The sequence below is a fragment of the Lunatimonas salinarum genome (assembly GCF_017811155.1).
Taxonomy (GTDB): Bacteria; Bacteroidota; Bacteroidia; order Cytophagales; family Cyclobacteriaceae; genus Lunatimonas; species Lunatimonas salinarum.
The window spans coordinates 92,011-107,335 of sequence record NZ_JACVCV010000014.1 but is presented as its reverse complement, the minus strand read 5'-3'; the positions used below and the strand labels follow the sequence as shown (position 1 = coordinate 107,335).

Genomic DNA, 15,325 nt, shown 5'->3' with positions numbered 1-15,325 from the left:
GTACAATAAAAAGGCAGCTTGAAACAGGGCTGCCTTTTTTTATGGCTCAGATTCTGGCCCCATGGGCTGAACGATCACTACTTTTTCCCGATCTACCATAACCGATCCAGGAGCGGAACCCTTGACTTTTCTAACATACTTTACGGGCGTATAAATTACCGGGCAAAGACTGTCAGTGCGACTCTTGGAATAGTACGCAGCCAAAGCCGCAGCGCGCTCTATCACTGACTTGGGAAATACGGCACCCGCACGGTGCTTCACAATCACATGGGAACCGGAAACTCCCTTTGCGTGAAGCCATAGGTCATCCTTCCATGCATACCTTCGCAGCATCTCGTCATTAGCATTGGCAGACTTACCCACCAAAACATCAAAACCCTCCGAAGAAAACCGCTTAAATGGCACAGGTTCCTGTGATTGCTTCGATTCGGCCAGCATCCCTCTATCCTTCATAAAGGTACGCAGTGCCCGGTGGTGTTCCAATTGCGCAGCTTCTTCCATATCCTTGGCCAACTTCTCCATTAATGCCTCCTTTTCCAGCAAATTCGCTTCCAGTTGGCGTAGCTCAATTTTTCGATTCTTGGCCTTTCGATATAAATTTTCGGCCTGTCGCTGCGGCGTTACCCCCCTCTTCAGGCTTACACGGATAACCTTGTCTTGGTAAAAATCAAACAAATCAACCTGATCCGCACCCACCGGAATTTGGTGCAAATTAGCCATAATAATATCCGCTAGCTGCCCCGGTGAAGTCTCGGACGCTAACTCGGCCAGTTTACCGTAAGTCTTCCGAAGGTAATTTTCAGTCTTTTGCATGTGATCGCGCAGCCCTTTCAGTAACTGCCGCTTTTCAACCTCGAATCCCTGTCGTACAACTGCCATTTTAAAATAGGCATTGCACGCCTCCAATGGATCCGCTGATGCATATGCTGCTTTAGAACAGGGCAGCAAGGTGAGCACGTATTGGTCATCCCGCCGAACTATGGAAAAAACCGGTGCATCAAGCAAATCCATCAATTCCAGCATCAGTAGATAGCGTTGCTGTATATCGCTATTCAAATACCCTTTCTCCTTGAGCCATTCTCTGGGAACCTTCCCCAACGTAGGTAAAAACTGAGAAGCATTCCCCTGCAATTCCGCAAATCGTTCGCTAGTCAACTCGAGAGAATGATCCAGGGTACGTATATCCAGGGAGAAGTCGTCACGAAGTGCCTTTCTAAAAACCGTGGTCGGTAAAAACACCCCTAATGGACAATAAAGCACATTGCTCCTGCTTCCGTGCATTTTGAACACCAATTGACTTCCCGATGAAAATCGAATGGCAAAAGAGCGTTCAAATCCAAAAAGGTAAACCGAAGAGACCTCCTCTCCCAGCAACTCCGGGAATAAGGATACGTTATTGCGCTTACTTCGCTTGTATTCCTGTGGAAAATAAACACAGGTCGCCGCAGGAAGTAGGTGTGCCACCACATTGAAAGGTGCCATCCCCTCCGCTTCAAATATCAGTACGAGTTCATCCTTATTTTGACTGAAACATGCAGCGACGTGCAACCCCTTTAGCCGGGCTTCAATCGCCGGGCAGAGGTACTTAAAAAAGTGGTAATTAAGGTGCATGGTCAAAGATCGATTTGAAGTCCATCGTATGCGAGGGAGACATGGCTGGGAAGCATTTTTTCTACTTCCCCCACTGTACCCAACCTGTGACTGATATGAGTAAAGTAGGTACGTTCTGGCTTAATCACTTCAACCATCCGAAGTGCTTCCTCCAAATTAAAGTGAGAAATATGCGGAGGAATCTGCAATGCATTGAGAACCAACACCCGACAACCACGAATTTTGTCTATCTCTGAGGGCGCAATCTGATTGGCATCGGTGATATAGACAAAATCCTGAACCCTATACCCAAAAACAGGGATTCGGTGGTGCCTCACTTCTACCGGGATGAATTGCACACCTTGGACATCAAAAGGCTCGTTGGTAATTTCGTGAACGGCTACCCCAGGTACTCCGGGATATTTTTTTTCGGCAAAAACATACGAAAACTCCGCCTTTAACTGATTTATTACCTTTGCAGTCCCAAAGATTGGTATATCCCCTTGCTGCTTAAAATTAAACGGTCGGATGTCATCCATGCCTGCGGTATGATCCTTGTGTTCATGGGTGTAAATGACTGCGTCCAGTCTATGCACAGACTCCCGTAGCATTTGTGCTCGAAAATCCGGGCCTGTGTCTATCACGATACTTTGCCCCTTCACGTCCAAATGAATGGACGAACGCAGCCTCTTGTCTCTAAAGTCCAACGATCTACATACCCCACAGTCACAACCAATCACCGGAACCCCCTGCGAAGTCCCTGTTCCAAGAAAAGTTACTTTCAAAGCTTTAGTTCTGTTTGTTGTAATTCAGACAAGAATTCTTGGGCCTTTTTGTCTTCAAATGATTTTGGATTCAATTGCAACTCCTTAATAATATCCAGCAGTGCGTTTATCTTGCCTTCCAGTGTAAAGTACTTATTTACGATTACTACTTTGGTATTCTTTAAAATACAATACCCGGATTTGAAATTTCCCTTTTCGTATCTGAGGTGATAAGCAGATTGGGCAAAAAGGTTCTCAATCTTATCCAGGTAATTTTTGGTGTATTTTACAGCCATGCGTTATTTATAGGCGTATTTTCGCACAGTTGACAACAACAAGTCGTAGTCGAGCGGCTTCTGCACATAATCATCCATTCCAACTTGGATAAAGTCATCAAGTGTAAAATTTTTATAGTTGCCCGTGATGGCAATGATTGGTATTTTCGATTTCTTCTTATCAGGAAGCGCCCTAATTGCTTGTGTGCAGGTGATGCCATCCATAACCGGCATATTGATATCCATTAAAATAACATCAAAATCTTCATTCTGAAGCTTTTCCAACACCTGCTTCCCATTTTTCACGGAAGTGATGAGGTAATTGTCAAATGCCAACACATTCTTTGTCAAATTGATAATTACCGAACTATCCTCCGCCACCAACACTCTTTTGGATTCACTCATATTTATCGAATAATTTATTGTTAAACAACTTTTCCCGAAAACTCGCTAAACCCTTCTCCAACGAAGAGCAATACCTTTCAGCGCTTTCATAACGCGCACTCTTTACATCTGATTCAAAGTTGGTCGATATCTCAAAAATATCGTTGATACCCAAAGTCCCTGAATTTCCTTTTATAATGTGTAACTTTTCACCAATCTGATTAAAATTCTTTAAAATTAGCAATTTTTTTATTTCTTGGACTAAATTTTCTGCTTCTTCTAAGAAATCAACGTACACAGAACGAATATTTTCCAAAGAATTAAATTTCAGTAACTGCCTTATAACCGAATCGTCCAATCCTTCCGTCCTACGGATTTCCAATACCCCAACCGACTGAGGGCCTTCCTTTGCTTCTAGGTGAAAGCGGATCGTCTCAAGTAAATCTTTGGGTTTCACAGGCTTTGCTATAAAATCATCAAACCCTGTAGACAAAAAATATTCCCGGTCCGCCTGATTCGAATATGCCGAAACTGCAATTACTGGCTTTTGGGTAAGGTTGTCCTCACGAATTTGCCTTAATGCTGATATCCCATCCAACCGAGGCATCTGTATATCCATCAAGACCAAATCGTAATTTCCTGCCTTTAATTTTTCGATTGCTTCTAATCCGTCTGCGGCAGAATCAAATGCGTAGTTGTGCATAAGAATGTTTTCAAAAACTTTCCTATTCAACGCATTATCATCTACAATCAGGACTGTTTTATTTTTCATGTCTAAAATTTATTAATTTAGCCGCACTTCTCCTAATCATTCCTTCCTCTTGAAGCAGCAAACAAACACACTTTTGATCATTTCGGGTCCAACAGCAGTAGGCAAAACCGATTTATGCATAAATTTAGCGAAAAAATTTAATACATTTATCATATCCGCAGACAGTAGACAATTTTTTAAGGAAATGAATATAGGCACTGCAAAACCATCTCCTGAACTTCTTCAAAAAGCAACGCATTACTTCATTAACAGCCTTTCCATACATGATTCATACGACGTTCGTCAGTATGAAAACGAAGTGCTTGATTTACTGAACCTTAAATTCCCCGATTACAATCCCATCATTCTTTCGGGAGGATCGGGACTTTACATAGATGCCGTGGTAGTTGGATTGGACGACATGCCGCAGATCGACCCCAAATGGAGGATGGAGTTAGTGTTCCGGCTCGAAAAAAATGGCCTAAGGCCTTTACAGGAACAACTCCAATCGTTGGATCCAGTATATTACGCCACTGTTGACCTCCAAAATCCACAGCGGATTATTCGGGCATTGGAAGTTTGCCTCGGAACAGGTAAGCGTTACAGCAGCTTTCGTACAAAAAAAAAATCTAAGCGCCCGTTCAAAACCATCAAACTGGCGCTTGCCAGAGACCGGGAAGAATTATACCAGCGGATAAACCAACGAATGGATCAGATGATAGCCGAAGGGTTGTTTGAGGAGGCTGAAAAGCTATATCCGTTCCGAACATGCAATGCGCTTCAGACTGTCGGATATACTGAAATATTCGGATTTATGGATGGGCTATACGATCGGGAAGAGGCCGTCAGGCTCCTGAAGAGAAACTCCAGAAGGTATGCAAAACGACAATTAACCTGGCTGCGAAAGGATCCTGAATACCACTGGTTTCATCCTGATCAGGAGGAAAAAATTGTGGATTTTATATATCGTCAAATGGGCCTATGACCGAATAACTTAGCTACAAATTCATAAGGCTTCGTCCCAATAAGCTGCAGGTACTGATGGCGGGCGCGCTTTGCATCCTGCAATAGCTTACCTAATCGCTCCAGCCCTTCCGAAGAGACACTGGTACCCTTCTTCAGTTCTTGATACCGGTATTCCAATCCCTTTAGATCGGAAGGCAACGGCTGGGAAAACCTGTGGTCTAGCTGTGTCCGTAACTCGTCTAATAGCGCCAAATAGCGCTTCCTTTTTGCCCCCATATTGTAATTTACCAGCAAGGAGAACAGCAATACAAACCCTCCCAAAGTGATGAAAATTGGTACAAATCCCATGCGCTATTGTTTGTTAAATGCTCAATATTTCCTGCAACCTCAGGTAGTCACCTTTCAGCGGTTTTTCTTTGGTAATGCAGTCTGAAAATGGCGTATAGACTACCTGGTCATTGATAACTCCGGCCATGCAATTGGACTCTCCTTTCAACAACCCCTCTACCGCAGCCAATCCCATCCTGCTACCCAATAGTCGGTCTTTGGCAGTTGGGTTGCCACCACGCTGTATGTGGCCTAGCGTAGTCACTTTAAATTCCTTTTCATCATCATCGAATCTCGCCTTGACACGATCCATTATTTGAGCGGCGTCGCCACATGGAAGGCCCTCCGCCACAATAATGATACTGGAAGTTTTTGACTTACGCAATCCCTTTAGTGACTTAACCACATCTTCTATCGTCGTGTTTGTTTCAGGGACCATCACCAGTTCGGCACCACCTCCAATACCGCATTCGATCCCGATGTATCCGCTATCCCTGCCCATTACTTCAATAAAGAAAATGCGATCATGCGCCGCAGCTGTATCGCGAATCTTATCGATCGCCTCCATTGCCGTATTTACCGCCGTATCAAATCCAATCGTATAATCTGTTCCATAGATATCGTTATCTATCGTCCCTGGGCATCCGACGGTAGGGATTCCATATTCCTCAAAAAACAACTTGGCACCGGTAAAGGTACCGTCTCCACCTATAGCTACCAAGCCCTCTATACCATGCTTGGACAACTCTTCAAAAGCCTTCTTCCTGCCTTCTTGGGTTCGGAATCCCTCACTCCGCGCTGACTTGAGGATGGTACCACCCCGTTGAACGATATTGCTGACGGAGTGAGAAGCCATCTTTTTGATGTTTCCACCAATCATCCCGTCGTATCCATATAAGATCCCATATACGTCTAAGCCGTGGTATATTCCCGTCCTAACCACTGATCGTATACAGGCATTCATCCCTGGAGAATCGCCACCTGAGGTAAAAACTGCAATCTTCTTCATTGTATTGTAGGTTTGATGTTAAAATGGGGCCTTTTAGCCACTCCAACCGTCAAAAAAAGGATGATTGTAACCAATCATCCTTTTTGCTATCAAACGGCCTGCTGCTCTTTCGATTTGCGATTTCGCTCGTTTTCATCCAGGTAGATCTTCCGCATCCGGATGCTTTTTGGCGTAATCTCCAGGTACTCGTCCTTTTGGATATATTCCATCGCCTCCTCTAGGGAAAACTTCTTTGCAGGTGCGATCTTGGTATTCTCATCTGAACCCGAAGCCCTCATGTTTGTCAGCTTCTTGCCCTTTTGCACATTTACCACGATGTCATTATCGCGCGTATGCTCACCGATTACTTGTCCACCATAAAGCTCCTCTCCCGGATCGACAAAAAAGATCCCTCGATCCTGCAATTTGTCTATGGCATAAGCGGTACAAGGTCCTCCCTCCATGGAAATTAGTGAACCATTAATCCTGCCCGGTATTGCGCCTTTATAGGGTTCGTAGGCAGTGAAACGGTGATTCATGATCGCTTCTCCTTGGGTGGCTGTGAGCACATTGTTTCTCAAACCAATCAACCCCCTGGAAGGAATCTTAAATTCCAAATGCTGTAGGTCGCCCTTCGGCTCCATGACCAACAGCTCTCCTTTACGCTGGGTAGCCAACTCGATCACTTTTCCCGCGGTAGTCTCAGGTACGTCTACGGAAAGTGTTTCGATAGGTTCGTTTCTCACCCCATCAATCGTCTTAAAAATCACTTGCGGCTGGCCTACCTGTAGTTCGTATCCCTCACGCCGCATGGTTTCTATCAAGATCGACAAGTGAAGAATGCCTCGCCCGTAGACCAAAAACTTATCCTCGGAATCGGTGGTCTCAACCTTCAAGGCCAAATTCTTCTCTGTCTCTTTAAACAATCGATCCCTCAGGTGTCTGGAAGTCACAAATTTGCCTTCCTTGCCAAAAAAAGGCGAGTTATTGATCGTGAAAAGCATGTTCATGGTAGGCTCATCGATCGAAATACGAGGAAGTGGCTCGGGGTTTTCCAAATCGGCTAAGGTGTCTCCAATCTCAAAGTCTTCGATGCCGGTGACCGCACATATATCCCCTGCTAATACCTCAGAAACCTTTACCTTACCCAATCCTTCAAAAACGTGCAACTCCTTCACCTTTACCTTTTTCAGGCTTCCGTCAGATTTACAGAGTGTTAGTTGGGCATTTTCCTTGATGGATCCTCTTTTTACCCGGCCAATGGCGATTCTGCCTACAAAGTTGGAGAAATCCAGGGAAGTGATCTGCATCTGCAGGGTACCTTCCTCGATTTTTGGTTCTGGGATGCATTCCACGATGGCATCCAGTAAGGGGAGGATAGAATCGGTAGGATTTTGCCAATCCGGCCCCATCCAATTTTGCTTGGCGGAACCGTATAGCGTATGGAAATCCAGTTGTTCCTCGGTTGCATCCAGATTAAACATCAGGTCAAACACCGCCTCATGTACTTCATCCGGACGACAATTCTCTTTGTCAACCTTATTCACCACTACGATAGGAGTCAACCCAAGTGCCAGGGCTTTCCCTAAAACGAATCGTGTCTGCGGCATAGGGCCTTCGAATGCGTCAACAAGCAGAATTACCCCGTCTGCCATCTTCAATACACGTTCTACTTCGCCGCCAAAATCGGCGTGACCGGGCGTGTCGATAATATTGATTTTAACGTCTTTGTACCGAACGGATACATTCTTCGAAAGAATGGTGATACCCCTTTCTCTTTCCAAATCGTTGTTATCCAGTATCAGGTCATCAAATTGTTGGTTTTCCCGAAAGATTTTGGAAGCGTGGATGATTTTATCCACGAGTGTCGTTTTGCCGTGGTCTACGTGAGCGATGATCGCTATGTTACGGATACTCTGCATGTTGATTTTTAATTAAGGTGCAAAAGTAAGAATAAAATTCGGAAAAAAGCTTGAAGCATCAGTGGAATGAGATTTTTCTAACATAAAAATCCGCAATCAAAAATATTGTGCCAGCATCCGGAGAAAAGACGAGGCAAAACTAGGGTAACCGACATACCTCGCAGCAGAGACATCTTGCCGCTGAATGCAGCGGAAGGATATATGGGTGGATTTTCCTAATTTTGCACCATGCTTTCAATCAACAACCTTTCTTATTTCATAGGAGGCAGGGCTCTTTATGAAAACGCGTCATTACATATCAGACCAAAAGATAAAATTGCTTTGGTAGGCCAAAACGGCACCGGGAAATCTACCTTATTAAAGATCATCAACGGGGATTTGGCTCCCAGCAGCGGGGATGTGCAAAAATCCAACGACTGCACTATCGGCTTTTTGAACCAGGATTTACTCTCCTATCAATCGGAGGACAGCATACTCGATGTTGCCTTAGAGGCCTTCAAAGAAACCCTGGCTCTTCAGTCGGAAATAGACCGGGTATTGGTGCAGATGGAAACGGACCACTCCGATGCCATCATTCAAAAGTTGGCCAGTCTACAAGAGAGGTTTGAAGCAAACGAAGGGTACACCATCAAAGCCAAGGCGGAGGAGGTCTTGGAGGGTATAGGGTTTTCGACTGCCGATCTTTCCCGTCCATTGAAGACATTCTCAGGGGGGTGGCGTATGCGTGTTATGCTAGCTAAGCTGCTACTGGAAAAACCTTCCCTCCTGATGCTGGACGAACCCACCAACCACTTGGACTTACCATCCATTCAGTGGGTAGAAAACTACCTTAAAAACTACGAAGGAGCGGTAATCGTGGTTTCCCACGACCGAACCTTTTTGAACAACGCCACGGAAATCACAGTAGAGGTGTCCCGGGAAACGCTTACCAGCTACGCAGGAAACTACGACTTCTACAAAAAAGAAAAAGCCGGCCGCGAGGAAATCCAGCAAAATGCCTTTGAAAACCAGCAGCAGATGATCAAGCAAACGGAGAAGTTCATCGAACGATTCCGGGCCAAAGCAACCAAATCGAACCAAGTACAGTCTCGTATCAAGGCACTCGAACGAATGGAGCGAGTATCCGAGGTAGTGAGTGATGAGGTTTCGGTAAATTTCAAGTTCAAGTTCACCCAGCGCTCCGGTAGGGATGTGGTCGTTTTAGAAAATGTTTCGAAAGCTTATGGTCCTATCCAAATCCTCCAGAACACCAGCGCTAGAATCGAACGTGGCGATAAAATTGCCTTAATTGGCGCCAACGGCAAAGGTAAATCTACGCTGCTTCGCATCATTGATGGATCTGAAAAGATAGACGGAAAACGAGAAGAAGGCTATAACGTCATAAAATCCTTCTTTGCGCAGCATCAGCTGGAGGCACTGGATATCAACAACGAAATCCTCCAAGAACTGGCCCAGTCTGGCAGTAAAAAGTCGGAGACTGAACTTAGAAATGTGTTGGGCTGCTTTCTGTTCACCAACGATGACGTGTTTAAGAAAATCAAAGTATTGTCAGGAGGAGAAAAATCCCGTGTAGCTTTGGCCAAAACAATGATCTCCGAAGCAAATTTCCTGTTACTGGATGAACCGACTAACCATTTGGACATGCAGTCGGTGAACATCCTCATACAGGCGCTGCAACAATACGAAGGCACCTTTGTCACCGTATCACACGACCGCCACTTTATCAAAGGAGTAGCAAACAAAATATGGTACATCGAGGATCAACAAATCAAGGTCTACCCCGGAACCTACGATGAATACATCTATTGGTCTGAACAGCAAGTAGCCAAACCAATCGCCTCCTCCGAGCCAGACAAAAAAGAAAAAAAAGACAGTCCGCCAGCAAAGGCGCTGGATCAAGTTGCACAAAACCAACTTAAAAAAACACTCAAACAAAAGGAAAAAGAATTGGAATCGCTGGAAACGGACATCAGTGCTATCGAAAGCCAGAAAGCTGAATTGGAAGGACGGCTAGCTGATCCAGCACTGTACGATAAAGCAGAAGACCTGGAAAAACTAAACCAAGCCTATCAATCGTTACTATCCAAGGAATCCAGCCTCAATGAAGCCTGGGAAGAATTAGCCGGCGAGGTGGAAAAATTACAGGCAGAATTGGTTTAGGCAAAGTACCTTGTATAGTCCCATAACACAAAAAAAATCATGGCCCTACGCTATTTTCTACCTTTCATTTGCTTCCTGATGCAGACGAGTTTAATGGCGCAGAAGCCGATGGAAGACAAGGTTTTCGACGAAAACATCCAAACGGTCCGGCTTTTCCCGGCCTCGGCAGACCTATCCGGTCAAACAAACCCTCCGGTTATTTCCCTTCAAGCACCGGCACCTTTGGTGCTGACGTTTGACGATATCGCCTATGAAGCAGATTTATACTCGGCCAAAATTATTCATTGCAATGCTGACTGGACGCTTTCAAAACTTCGTGAAGCCGACTACCTTTCTCAGTACAATGAATTCAACATCAATGAATACGAATATGGCATCAATACCCGTATTCCCTACATCCATTATACGTTCACACTCCCCACTGTCACCAAATCCGGAAATTACATCATCAAAGTATATCGGGGAAGAAACGAAGCCAACACCGTATTTACGAAAAGATTTATGGTTTTTCAAAACCAAGTAAATATCGGGGCAAGTGTAGTCCCCCCCAGCAATACCTCAGACCGACAGTCTTCACAACAAATAGACGTGCTTATCAACTATAGTAACCGCGAACTACTGGATCCCATCAACAATAGCAAAATCGTCATTCGTCAAAACCAACGCTGGGACCAAGCAGTCTACGGGTTAAAGCCCACGTTTATACGGGAAGACCTGAGGCAGATAGATTACCGATTGTTTGACGGAAGCAACACCTTCCAGGCGGGAAACGAATTCCGGTTTATCGACCTACGATACGTTCGAACAAGAGGCCGTAACGTTGCTTCGGTCAAAATGGAGGAAGATGTGGTATTTGCAGAAGCAGGTATAGACGAAAGCCGGGATGGACAAGGGTATTTGGAATACCTGGATCTGAACGGTCAGTACGTAATCATGAATGTAGAACGGCAGAACCACAACCTGGAAAGTGAATACATATTGGTTACTTTTAATCTAAAGTCACCTGAACTCCCTGAGTCCCCCTACATATTGGGTGCGCTGACCCAATGGGGAACAGTGCCCGATGCAAAAATGAGCTACAACCCTCAAAAAGAATGCTACCAATCCACTTTGTTTCTCAAGCAAGGTTGGTACGACTACCAATTTGGACTAAAATCCGAAGATGGATGGCAAACTGCCCCGTTTGAAGGCTCCCATTTTCAAACAGAAAATCAATACGAAATTTACTTTTACTACCGGGAGATGGGTTCGAGGTACGATGAACTCATCGGTTATTCGTTGATCAATCCCAATAAAAGACGGTTTTAAATAAAAAAAGAGAGAAGGTCTTCTTCTCTCTTTTTTTATGATTACTACTCCTCGTTGGAGTCAGGCAGATCCCCATCTTCTCGTTTTGGGAGATTTTCATTGATATGCTGCCGGTATGGAACAAAGCCTTCACGCTTGAATTTGTACGATTCGGTACGTTGACTCGGAACGTTATTCGCCAAATCAAGCATGCCAAAGCCCTTATGTGTAAACGCTCCCAAGCCACATTTAAACACAAAGTCCTGGACTTCTTCTGCTGCGTAAAGTGTAAATGGAAGCGTATAGCCCCTTACCTCATACTTAACATCCATGTCATAAACCGAATAGATACGCGCAAATTTCTTTTGTTGCTCTCTGAGCTTGTTCACGTAATTCATGTCCGGGACGACCTGAAATTTATAGAAAGACTCCATTTGCTCTTGGGTATACCAGCCGGACTTTTCCATCCGAGTGAGCGTAGATTCATACAGCAAATCCGAGAACTCGTCAGTATCCGGGTTGATGAAGCGCTTCCCTGACTCGTCGTCAAAGGTGGGCATCAACAGAACCAAGGGAGAGATACAAACAAACTTGTTGGCGGTTTCCAGCACAGGTTCGGTCTCCTTTTCGGTATACTCAGGTGACAGGATTAGGTTTCCCAACTCAATCTTCGGCGTCTTGAATACTTGCTCCAATAAGTAGTCCAGAAACTCTTGGTCAGGTGCTGAAAGCACCAAAGTTACCAGGCTAGAGTAGTAATGCAAGCCGCTTCTACTCACTTTGGTTTGACCTTTCAGACCAGAGAAGTTGAAGTAATTGTAGTTGAAAAACAATTCATTCCCTCCTTTGACGATTAGTCCTTTCAGGAATTGCGCCAGTATATACTGGTGATGGAAGGGCAAGTATGCACCTTTGTTTTTTAATGAAAATATTAATCTGATTCTCACGACGGTAAAAATGAAAAGTTAAACAATGATTTTGCACATTTTCATAAACGGATAACTAATTTTTGGGTGAATAAGTTGCAACAAACTTAACAATAAAATTTCAATATTTTTAGACGTTAAACCGAAAATGCATAATATCACCGTCTTTGACCACGTATTCCTTCCCTTCAATAGCGATTTTTCCGTTTTCTCTGCATGCTGCCTCTGTTTTGTATTGCTCATAGTCAGGTAACTTAATTACCTCTGCTTTGATAAAGCCCTTTTCGAAATCACTATGAATCACGCCTGCAGCTGCCGGTGCTTTCCATCCTTTTTTGATGGTCCAGGCCCTGACCTCTTGAACACCGGCGGTAAAATAGGTGATCAGGTTCAATAATTTATAGGCAGCAGCGATCAGTCGGTTTAGGCCACTTTCCTCCAACCCATACTCGGCCAAGAACATTTGCTTTTCTTCCTCCTCGTCAAACTCAGCAATCTGGGCCTCCAATGCCGCACACAGCACGACAACATCAGCCCCTTCGGACTTGGCAACTTCCGCAAGCTTTTCCACGTGGCTATTTCCTGAATTGATTTCCTGTTCAGAAACATTGGCCACATAAAGCACAGGTTTGATTGTCAGAAGATGGAGATCGTACACTGCCTCCAAATCTTCTTCTTCCACCTCCACTGCCCGGGCATTCTTACCGGCAAGTAAGCCTTCTTTGAATGTCAATAAGGTATTGAGGATCTTTTTCGCCTTTGCGTCTCCGGACTTAGCGATCTTCTCGTTTTTTTGAATCTTTTTCTCGATAGACTCTAAATCTTTTAGCTGCAGCTCTGTATCGATCACTTCCTTGTCAAACAGCGGGTCTACACTTCCTGCAACATGTACGATGTTGTCGTCATCGAAGCAACGAATTACGTGGATGATCGCATCCACCTCCCGAATATTGGCGAGAAATTTATTGCCTAATCCTTCACCTTTACTCGCCCCCTTTACCAAACCGGCAATATCTACAAATTCGATAACCGTTGGGAGTACACGCTGCGGATTCACAAGGGCCTCCAGCACCTGTAATCGACGATCAGGTACGGTGACCACACCTACGTTGGGTTCAATCGTACAAAACGGAAAATTGGCTGCCTCAGCCTTCGCACTCGACAATGCATTGAATAGGGTTGATTTTCCTACATTAGGCAACCCGACGATCCCACATTTTAATCCCATGAATCAATTAAATATTATCTATTTTGAATATTCGGTAATCTTTATACCCTTTGTAAAACTCCTTAAAAGAAACCCTGAAAATGGTATATACAGGGATAGCAAAGACCATTCCCATGACACCGGCAACTTTTGCCCCGGCAAAGATAACAACAAAAATTTCAAGAGGGTGGGCTTTTACCGATTTAGAAAAGATCATCGGCTGCAAAAGAATGTTGTCACAAAGTTGAACCACAGCGAAAACACTAAGCACCTTGGCAAGGAAGAGGTAGACCTCCGTGGCCATTGCAAAATCTCCTGTGGAAAGCCCAACTAAAATACCAAAGGATGCACCGAGTATGGGACCCGCATAGGGGATCAAATTGGCCACCGCTGCAAATACAGCAATGCTCATCGCATACTCCACATCCATAAGAAGCAACCCAATGGCCGCGATGGAAAATATCGCCGTCATCTGTACCAACAGCCCAATAAGGTAATTGGACAACAACCGCTCCACTTTGTGAAAAGTCGAAACAGCAAGTTCAAAATAGGCATTGGGAACAAAATCAATGATATTCCTTCGCAACAGACCGTTTTCCAAAAGCAGGAAAAACGTGATAAACGAAATAGCCAAAACGCCGATCAGCAGCGTGCTTGTGGCTGAAATAAACTGATTGACAAAGCCCTGAATATCCAAACCTCCGAGGCTGCTCAGCAAATTCTCCCTGATCAGTGCCAGCAAAAACCCCGGCTCGTTCATCACCAAATTGTATCGAATCAAGATGTTCTCCACGTAGGCTGCAGGTTGCTGAATCTGCTCATATAAATAGGTGATATCCAATTCGTTTAACAGGATAAACTGAGTCCTGAAAAGCGGTATAAACAAGAAAACCAAAAACGAAATTAACGCGATTACCGCAGCAAAGGAAATAAATATGGCCAATGCGCGAGGCACCGGCTGCCCCATAAGATAGAGACTGTTTATGCGATTGGTCATCGGGCGTAGTATCGCTGCAAAAACCATCGAAAAAACAAAATAGAGACTGATATTCGAAAAATACCAGCCAAGTACCAAGATCAACAACAGACCAAAAAAAGATTTTACGACTACCCTGTTCATAACTCCAAAAATACAAAAATGCACTCGGAATATGCCACCACCCAAGCAATGTAATTGTAAGTGCCTTAAACTATCGGGAGTCCATCTACCAAAAAAGGTGATCCCTCATTCACCTTTTACGCAATGAGGAGATCAGAACTTTTGGGGATCAATCCCACTTCAAATCATCCTTGAACGAATCCGAATCATCGTCTGAGGAATCTGACCCAAGATCAAACTGGGTGAAGTCTACCTCAGGCATAAGGTCGTTTTTTACATGATCCACCGTCCGTTGCAGTGCTTCGAGAAACTTGTTGAAATCTTCCTTATAAAGAAAGATTTTGTGTTTTTCATAAAAAAAACTCTCCTCCCGCATCTTACGCTTACTCTCTGTAATGGTGAGATAATAGTCGTTAGAACGAGTTGATTTCACGTCAAAAAAGTAAGTCCTTTTACCTGCCTTTACCTTTTTCGAGAAGATCTCGTCTCTGTCGTAATCCTTGTTGTCTTCCACTTTCCTACTTTTTTTTATCAAAAATAAATTCAGCAGCAAGATAAACCAAAACAAAGGTTAAATTCAAATTAAACAGCAATTTTTTTTTGATCAAAATGTGACAACCAACAAAATTCTAACTAGAAAACACAATTTTTTAGGTCTGTACGTACTTTACCGACCAAA

15 protein-coding genes are annotated in these 15,325 nt (G+C 44.2%); 3 read left to right on the top strand and 12 right to left on the bottom strand.

The window, feature by feature from the left end; translation table 11 throughout:
• Window positions 1-39: 39 nt before the first annotated feature.
• Genes IAQ59_RS16560 through IAQ59_RS16540 form a run of 5 tightly spaced genes read right to left on the bottom strand, consistent with a single transcriptional unit; the run spans window position 40 to window position 3,785 of the window.
• Window positions 40-1,611, bottom strand: a complete 1,572-nt coding sequence (locus tag IAQ59_RS16560; protein ID WP_209331956.1) for an NFACT RNA binding domain-containing protein — start codon at window positions 1,609-1,611, stop codon at window positions 40-42.
• 2 nt (window positions 1,612-1,613) lie between these two features.
• A complete protein-coding gene (locus tag IAQ59_RS16555; protein ID WP_209331955.1) occupies window positions 1,614-2,375 on the bottom strand; it encodes an MBL fold metallo-hydrolase in 762 nt (253 codons plus the stop codon).
• Window positions 2,372-2,650 (bottom strand): hypothetical protein, encoded by a 279-nt coding sequence (locus IAQ59_RS16550; RefSeq protein WP_209331954.1) that lies wholly within the window; start codon window positions 2,648-2,650, stop codon window positions 2,372-2,374. Before IAQ59_RS16550 ends, IAQ59_RS16555 begins: the two co-directional genes overlap by 4 nt.
• 3 nt (window positions 2,651-2,653) lie before the next feature.
• Window positions 2,654-3,034: a response regulator gene (locus IAQ59_RS16545; RefSeq protein WP_209331953.1), complete on the bottom strand. Its 381-nt coding sequence runs from the start codon at window positions 3,032-3,034 to the stop codon at window positions 2,654-2,656.
• Window positions 3,027-3,785: an Hpt domain-containing response regulator gene (locus tag IAQ59_RS16540; RefSeq protein ID WP_209331952.1), complete on the bottom strand. Its 759-nt coding sequence runs from the start codon at window positions 3,783-3,785 to the stop codon at window positions 3,027-3,029. The genes IAQ59_RS16545 and IAQ59_RS16540 overlap by 8 nt, the downstream gene beginning before the upstream one ends.
• 49 nt (window positions 3,786-3,834) lie before the next feature.
• Between IAQ59_RS16540 and miaA the strand changes: the two genes are divergently transcribed.
• The gene (gene miaA, locus IAQ59_RS16535; RefSeq protein WP_209331951.1) at window positions 3,835-4,749 is read left to right on the top strand and encodes a tRNA (adenosine(37)-N6)-dimethylallyltransferase MiaA; all 915 of its coding nucleotides are present in this window, start codon (window positions 3,835-3,837) and stop codon (window positions 4,747-4,749) included.
• Here miaA and IAQ59_RS16530 read toward each other — a convergent pair.
• The 3 genes from IAQ59_RS16530 to typA all read right to left on the bottom strand — a co-directional run bounded on the left by IAQ59_RS16530 (window position 4,734) and on the right by typA (window position 7,967).
• Window positions 4,734-5,078 (bottom strand): hypothetical protein, encoded by a 345-nt coding sequence (locus IAQ59_RS16530; RefSeq protein WP_209331950.1) that lies wholly within the window; start codon window positions 5,076-5,078, stop codon window positions 4,734-4,736. The genes miaA and IAQ59_RS16530 overlap by 16 nt on opposite strands.
• 13 nt (window positions 5,079-5,091) lie before the next feature.
• Window positions 5,092-6,066 carry a 6-phosphofructokinase gene (gene pfkA, locus IAQ59_RS16525; protein WP_209331949.1) on the bottom strand — a complete coding sequence of 325 codons (975 nt, stop codon included), beginning with the start codon at window positions 6,064-6,066 and terminating at the stop codon, window positions 5,092-5,094.
• Between the two features lie 89 nt (window positions 6,067-6,155).
• Complete coding sequence (typA, locus tag IAQ59_RS16520; RefSeq protein ID WP_209331948.1) at window positions 6,156-7,967, bottom strand: translational GTPase TypA; 1,812 nt, start codon at window positions 7,965-7,967, stop codon at window positions 6,156-6,158.
• A gap of 228 nt (window positions 7,968-8,195) precedes the next feature.
• Between typA and abc-f the strand changes: the two genes are divergently transcribed.
• Together abc-f and IAQ59_RS16510 are read left to right on the top strand one after the other, a co-directional pair.
• Window positions 8,196-10,127 (top strand): ribosomal protection-like ABC-F family protein, encoded by a 1,932-nt coding sequence (gene abc-f, locus IAQ59_RS16515; RefSeq protein ID WP_209331947.1) that lies wholly within the window; start codon window positions 8,196-8,198, stop codon window positions 10,125-10,127.
• A gap of 78 nt (window positions 10,128-10,205) precedes the next feature.
• The gene (locus IAQ59_RS16510; protein ID WP_245189660.1) at window positions 10,206-11,435 is read left to right on the top strand and encodes a type IX secretion system plug protein; all 1,230 of its coding nucleotides are present in this window, start codon (window positions 10,206-10,208) and stop codon (window positions 11,433-11,435) included.
• Window positions 11,436-11,479: 44 nt separating this feature from the next.
• On the opposite strand, the gene cas6 is transcribed toward IAQ59_RS16510, so the two are convergent.
• The 4 genes from cas6 to IAQ59_RS16490 form a co-directional block, all read right to left on the bottom strand.
• Complete coding sequence (cas6, locus tag IAQ59_RS16505) at window positions 11,480-12,361, bottom strand: CRISPR-associated endoribonuclease Cas6 (protein ID WP_209331945.1); 882 nt, start codon at window positions 12,359-12,361, stop codon at window positions 11,480-11,482.
• A 109-nt stretch (window positions 12,362-12,470) separates the two neighbouring features.
• Window positions 12,471-13,568 carry a redox-regulated ATPase YchF gene (gene ychF / locus IAQ59_RS16500; RefSeq protein WP_209331944.1) on the bottom strand — a complete coding sequence of 366 codons (1,098 nt, stop codon included), beginning with the start codon at window positions 13,566-13,568 and terminating at the stop codon, window positions 12,471-12,473.
• 7 nt (window positions 13,569-13,575) lie between these two features.
• Window positions 13,576-14,667, bottom strand: coding sequence for an AI-2E family transporter (locus IAQ59_RS16495; RefSeq protein ID WP_209331943.1), 1,092 nt, complete (start codon window positions 14,665-14,667; stop codon window positions 13,576-13,578).
• Between the two features lie 148 nt (window positions 14,668-14,815).
• Complete coding sequence (locus IAQ59_RS16490; RefSeq protein WP_209331942.1) at window positions 14,816-15,160, bottom strand: DUF3276 family protein; 345 nt, start codon at window positions 15,158-15,160, stop codon at window positions 14,816-14,818.
• Window positions 15,161-15,325: the final 165 nt, after the last annotated feature.

What these genes read in the sequence shown, in the direction of transcription:
- IAQ59_RS16560 (WP_209331956.1), bottom strand. Translation starts at nt 1,611, where the DNA reads ATGCACCTTAATTACCACTTTTTTAAGTACCTCTGCCCGGCGATTGAA.
- IAQ59_RS16550 (WP_209331954.1), bottom strand. Translation starts at nt 2,650, where the DNA reads ATGGCTGTAAAATACACCAAAAATTACCTGGATAAGATTGAGAACCTT.
- IAQ59_RS16545 (WP_209331953.1), bottom strand. Translation starts at nt 3,034, where the DNA reads ATGAGTGAATCCAAAAGAGTGTTGGTGGCGGAGGATAGTTCGGTAATT.
- IAQ59_RS16540 (WP_209331952.1), bottom strand. Translation starts at nt 3,785, where the DNA reads ATGAAAAATAAAACAGTCCTGATTGTAGATGATAATGCGTTGAATAGG.
- IAQ59_RS16530 (WP_209331950.1), bottom strand. Translation starts at nt 5,078, where the DNA reads ATGGGATTTGTACCAATTTTCATCACTTTGGGAGGGTTTGTATTGCTG.
- pfkA (WP_209331949.1), bottom strand. Translation starts at nt 6,066, where the DNA reads ATGAAGAAGATTGCAGTTTTTACCTCAGGTGGCGATTCTCCAGGGATG.
- typA (WP_209331948.1), bottom strand. Translation starts at nt 7,967, where the DNA reads ATGCAGAGTATCCGTAACATAGCGATCATCGCTCACGTAGACCACGGC.
- abc-f (WP_209331947.1), top strand. Translation starts at nt 8,196, where the DNA reads ATGCTTTCAATCAACAACCTTTCTTATTTCATAGGAGGCAGGGCTCTT.
- IAQ59_RS16510 (WP_245189660.1), top strand. Translation starts at nt 10,206, where the DNA reads ATGCAGACGAGTTTAATGGCGCAGAAGCCGATGGAAGACAAGGTTTTC.
- ychF (WP_209331944.1), bottom strand. Translation starts at nt 13,568, where the DNA reads ATGGGATTAAAATGTGGGATCGTCGGGTTGCCTAATGTAGGAAAATCA.
- IAQ59_RS16495 (WP_209331943.1), bottom strand. Translation starts at nt 14,667, where the DNA reads ATGAACAGGGTAGTCGTAAAATCTTTTTTTGGTCTGTTGTTGATCTTG.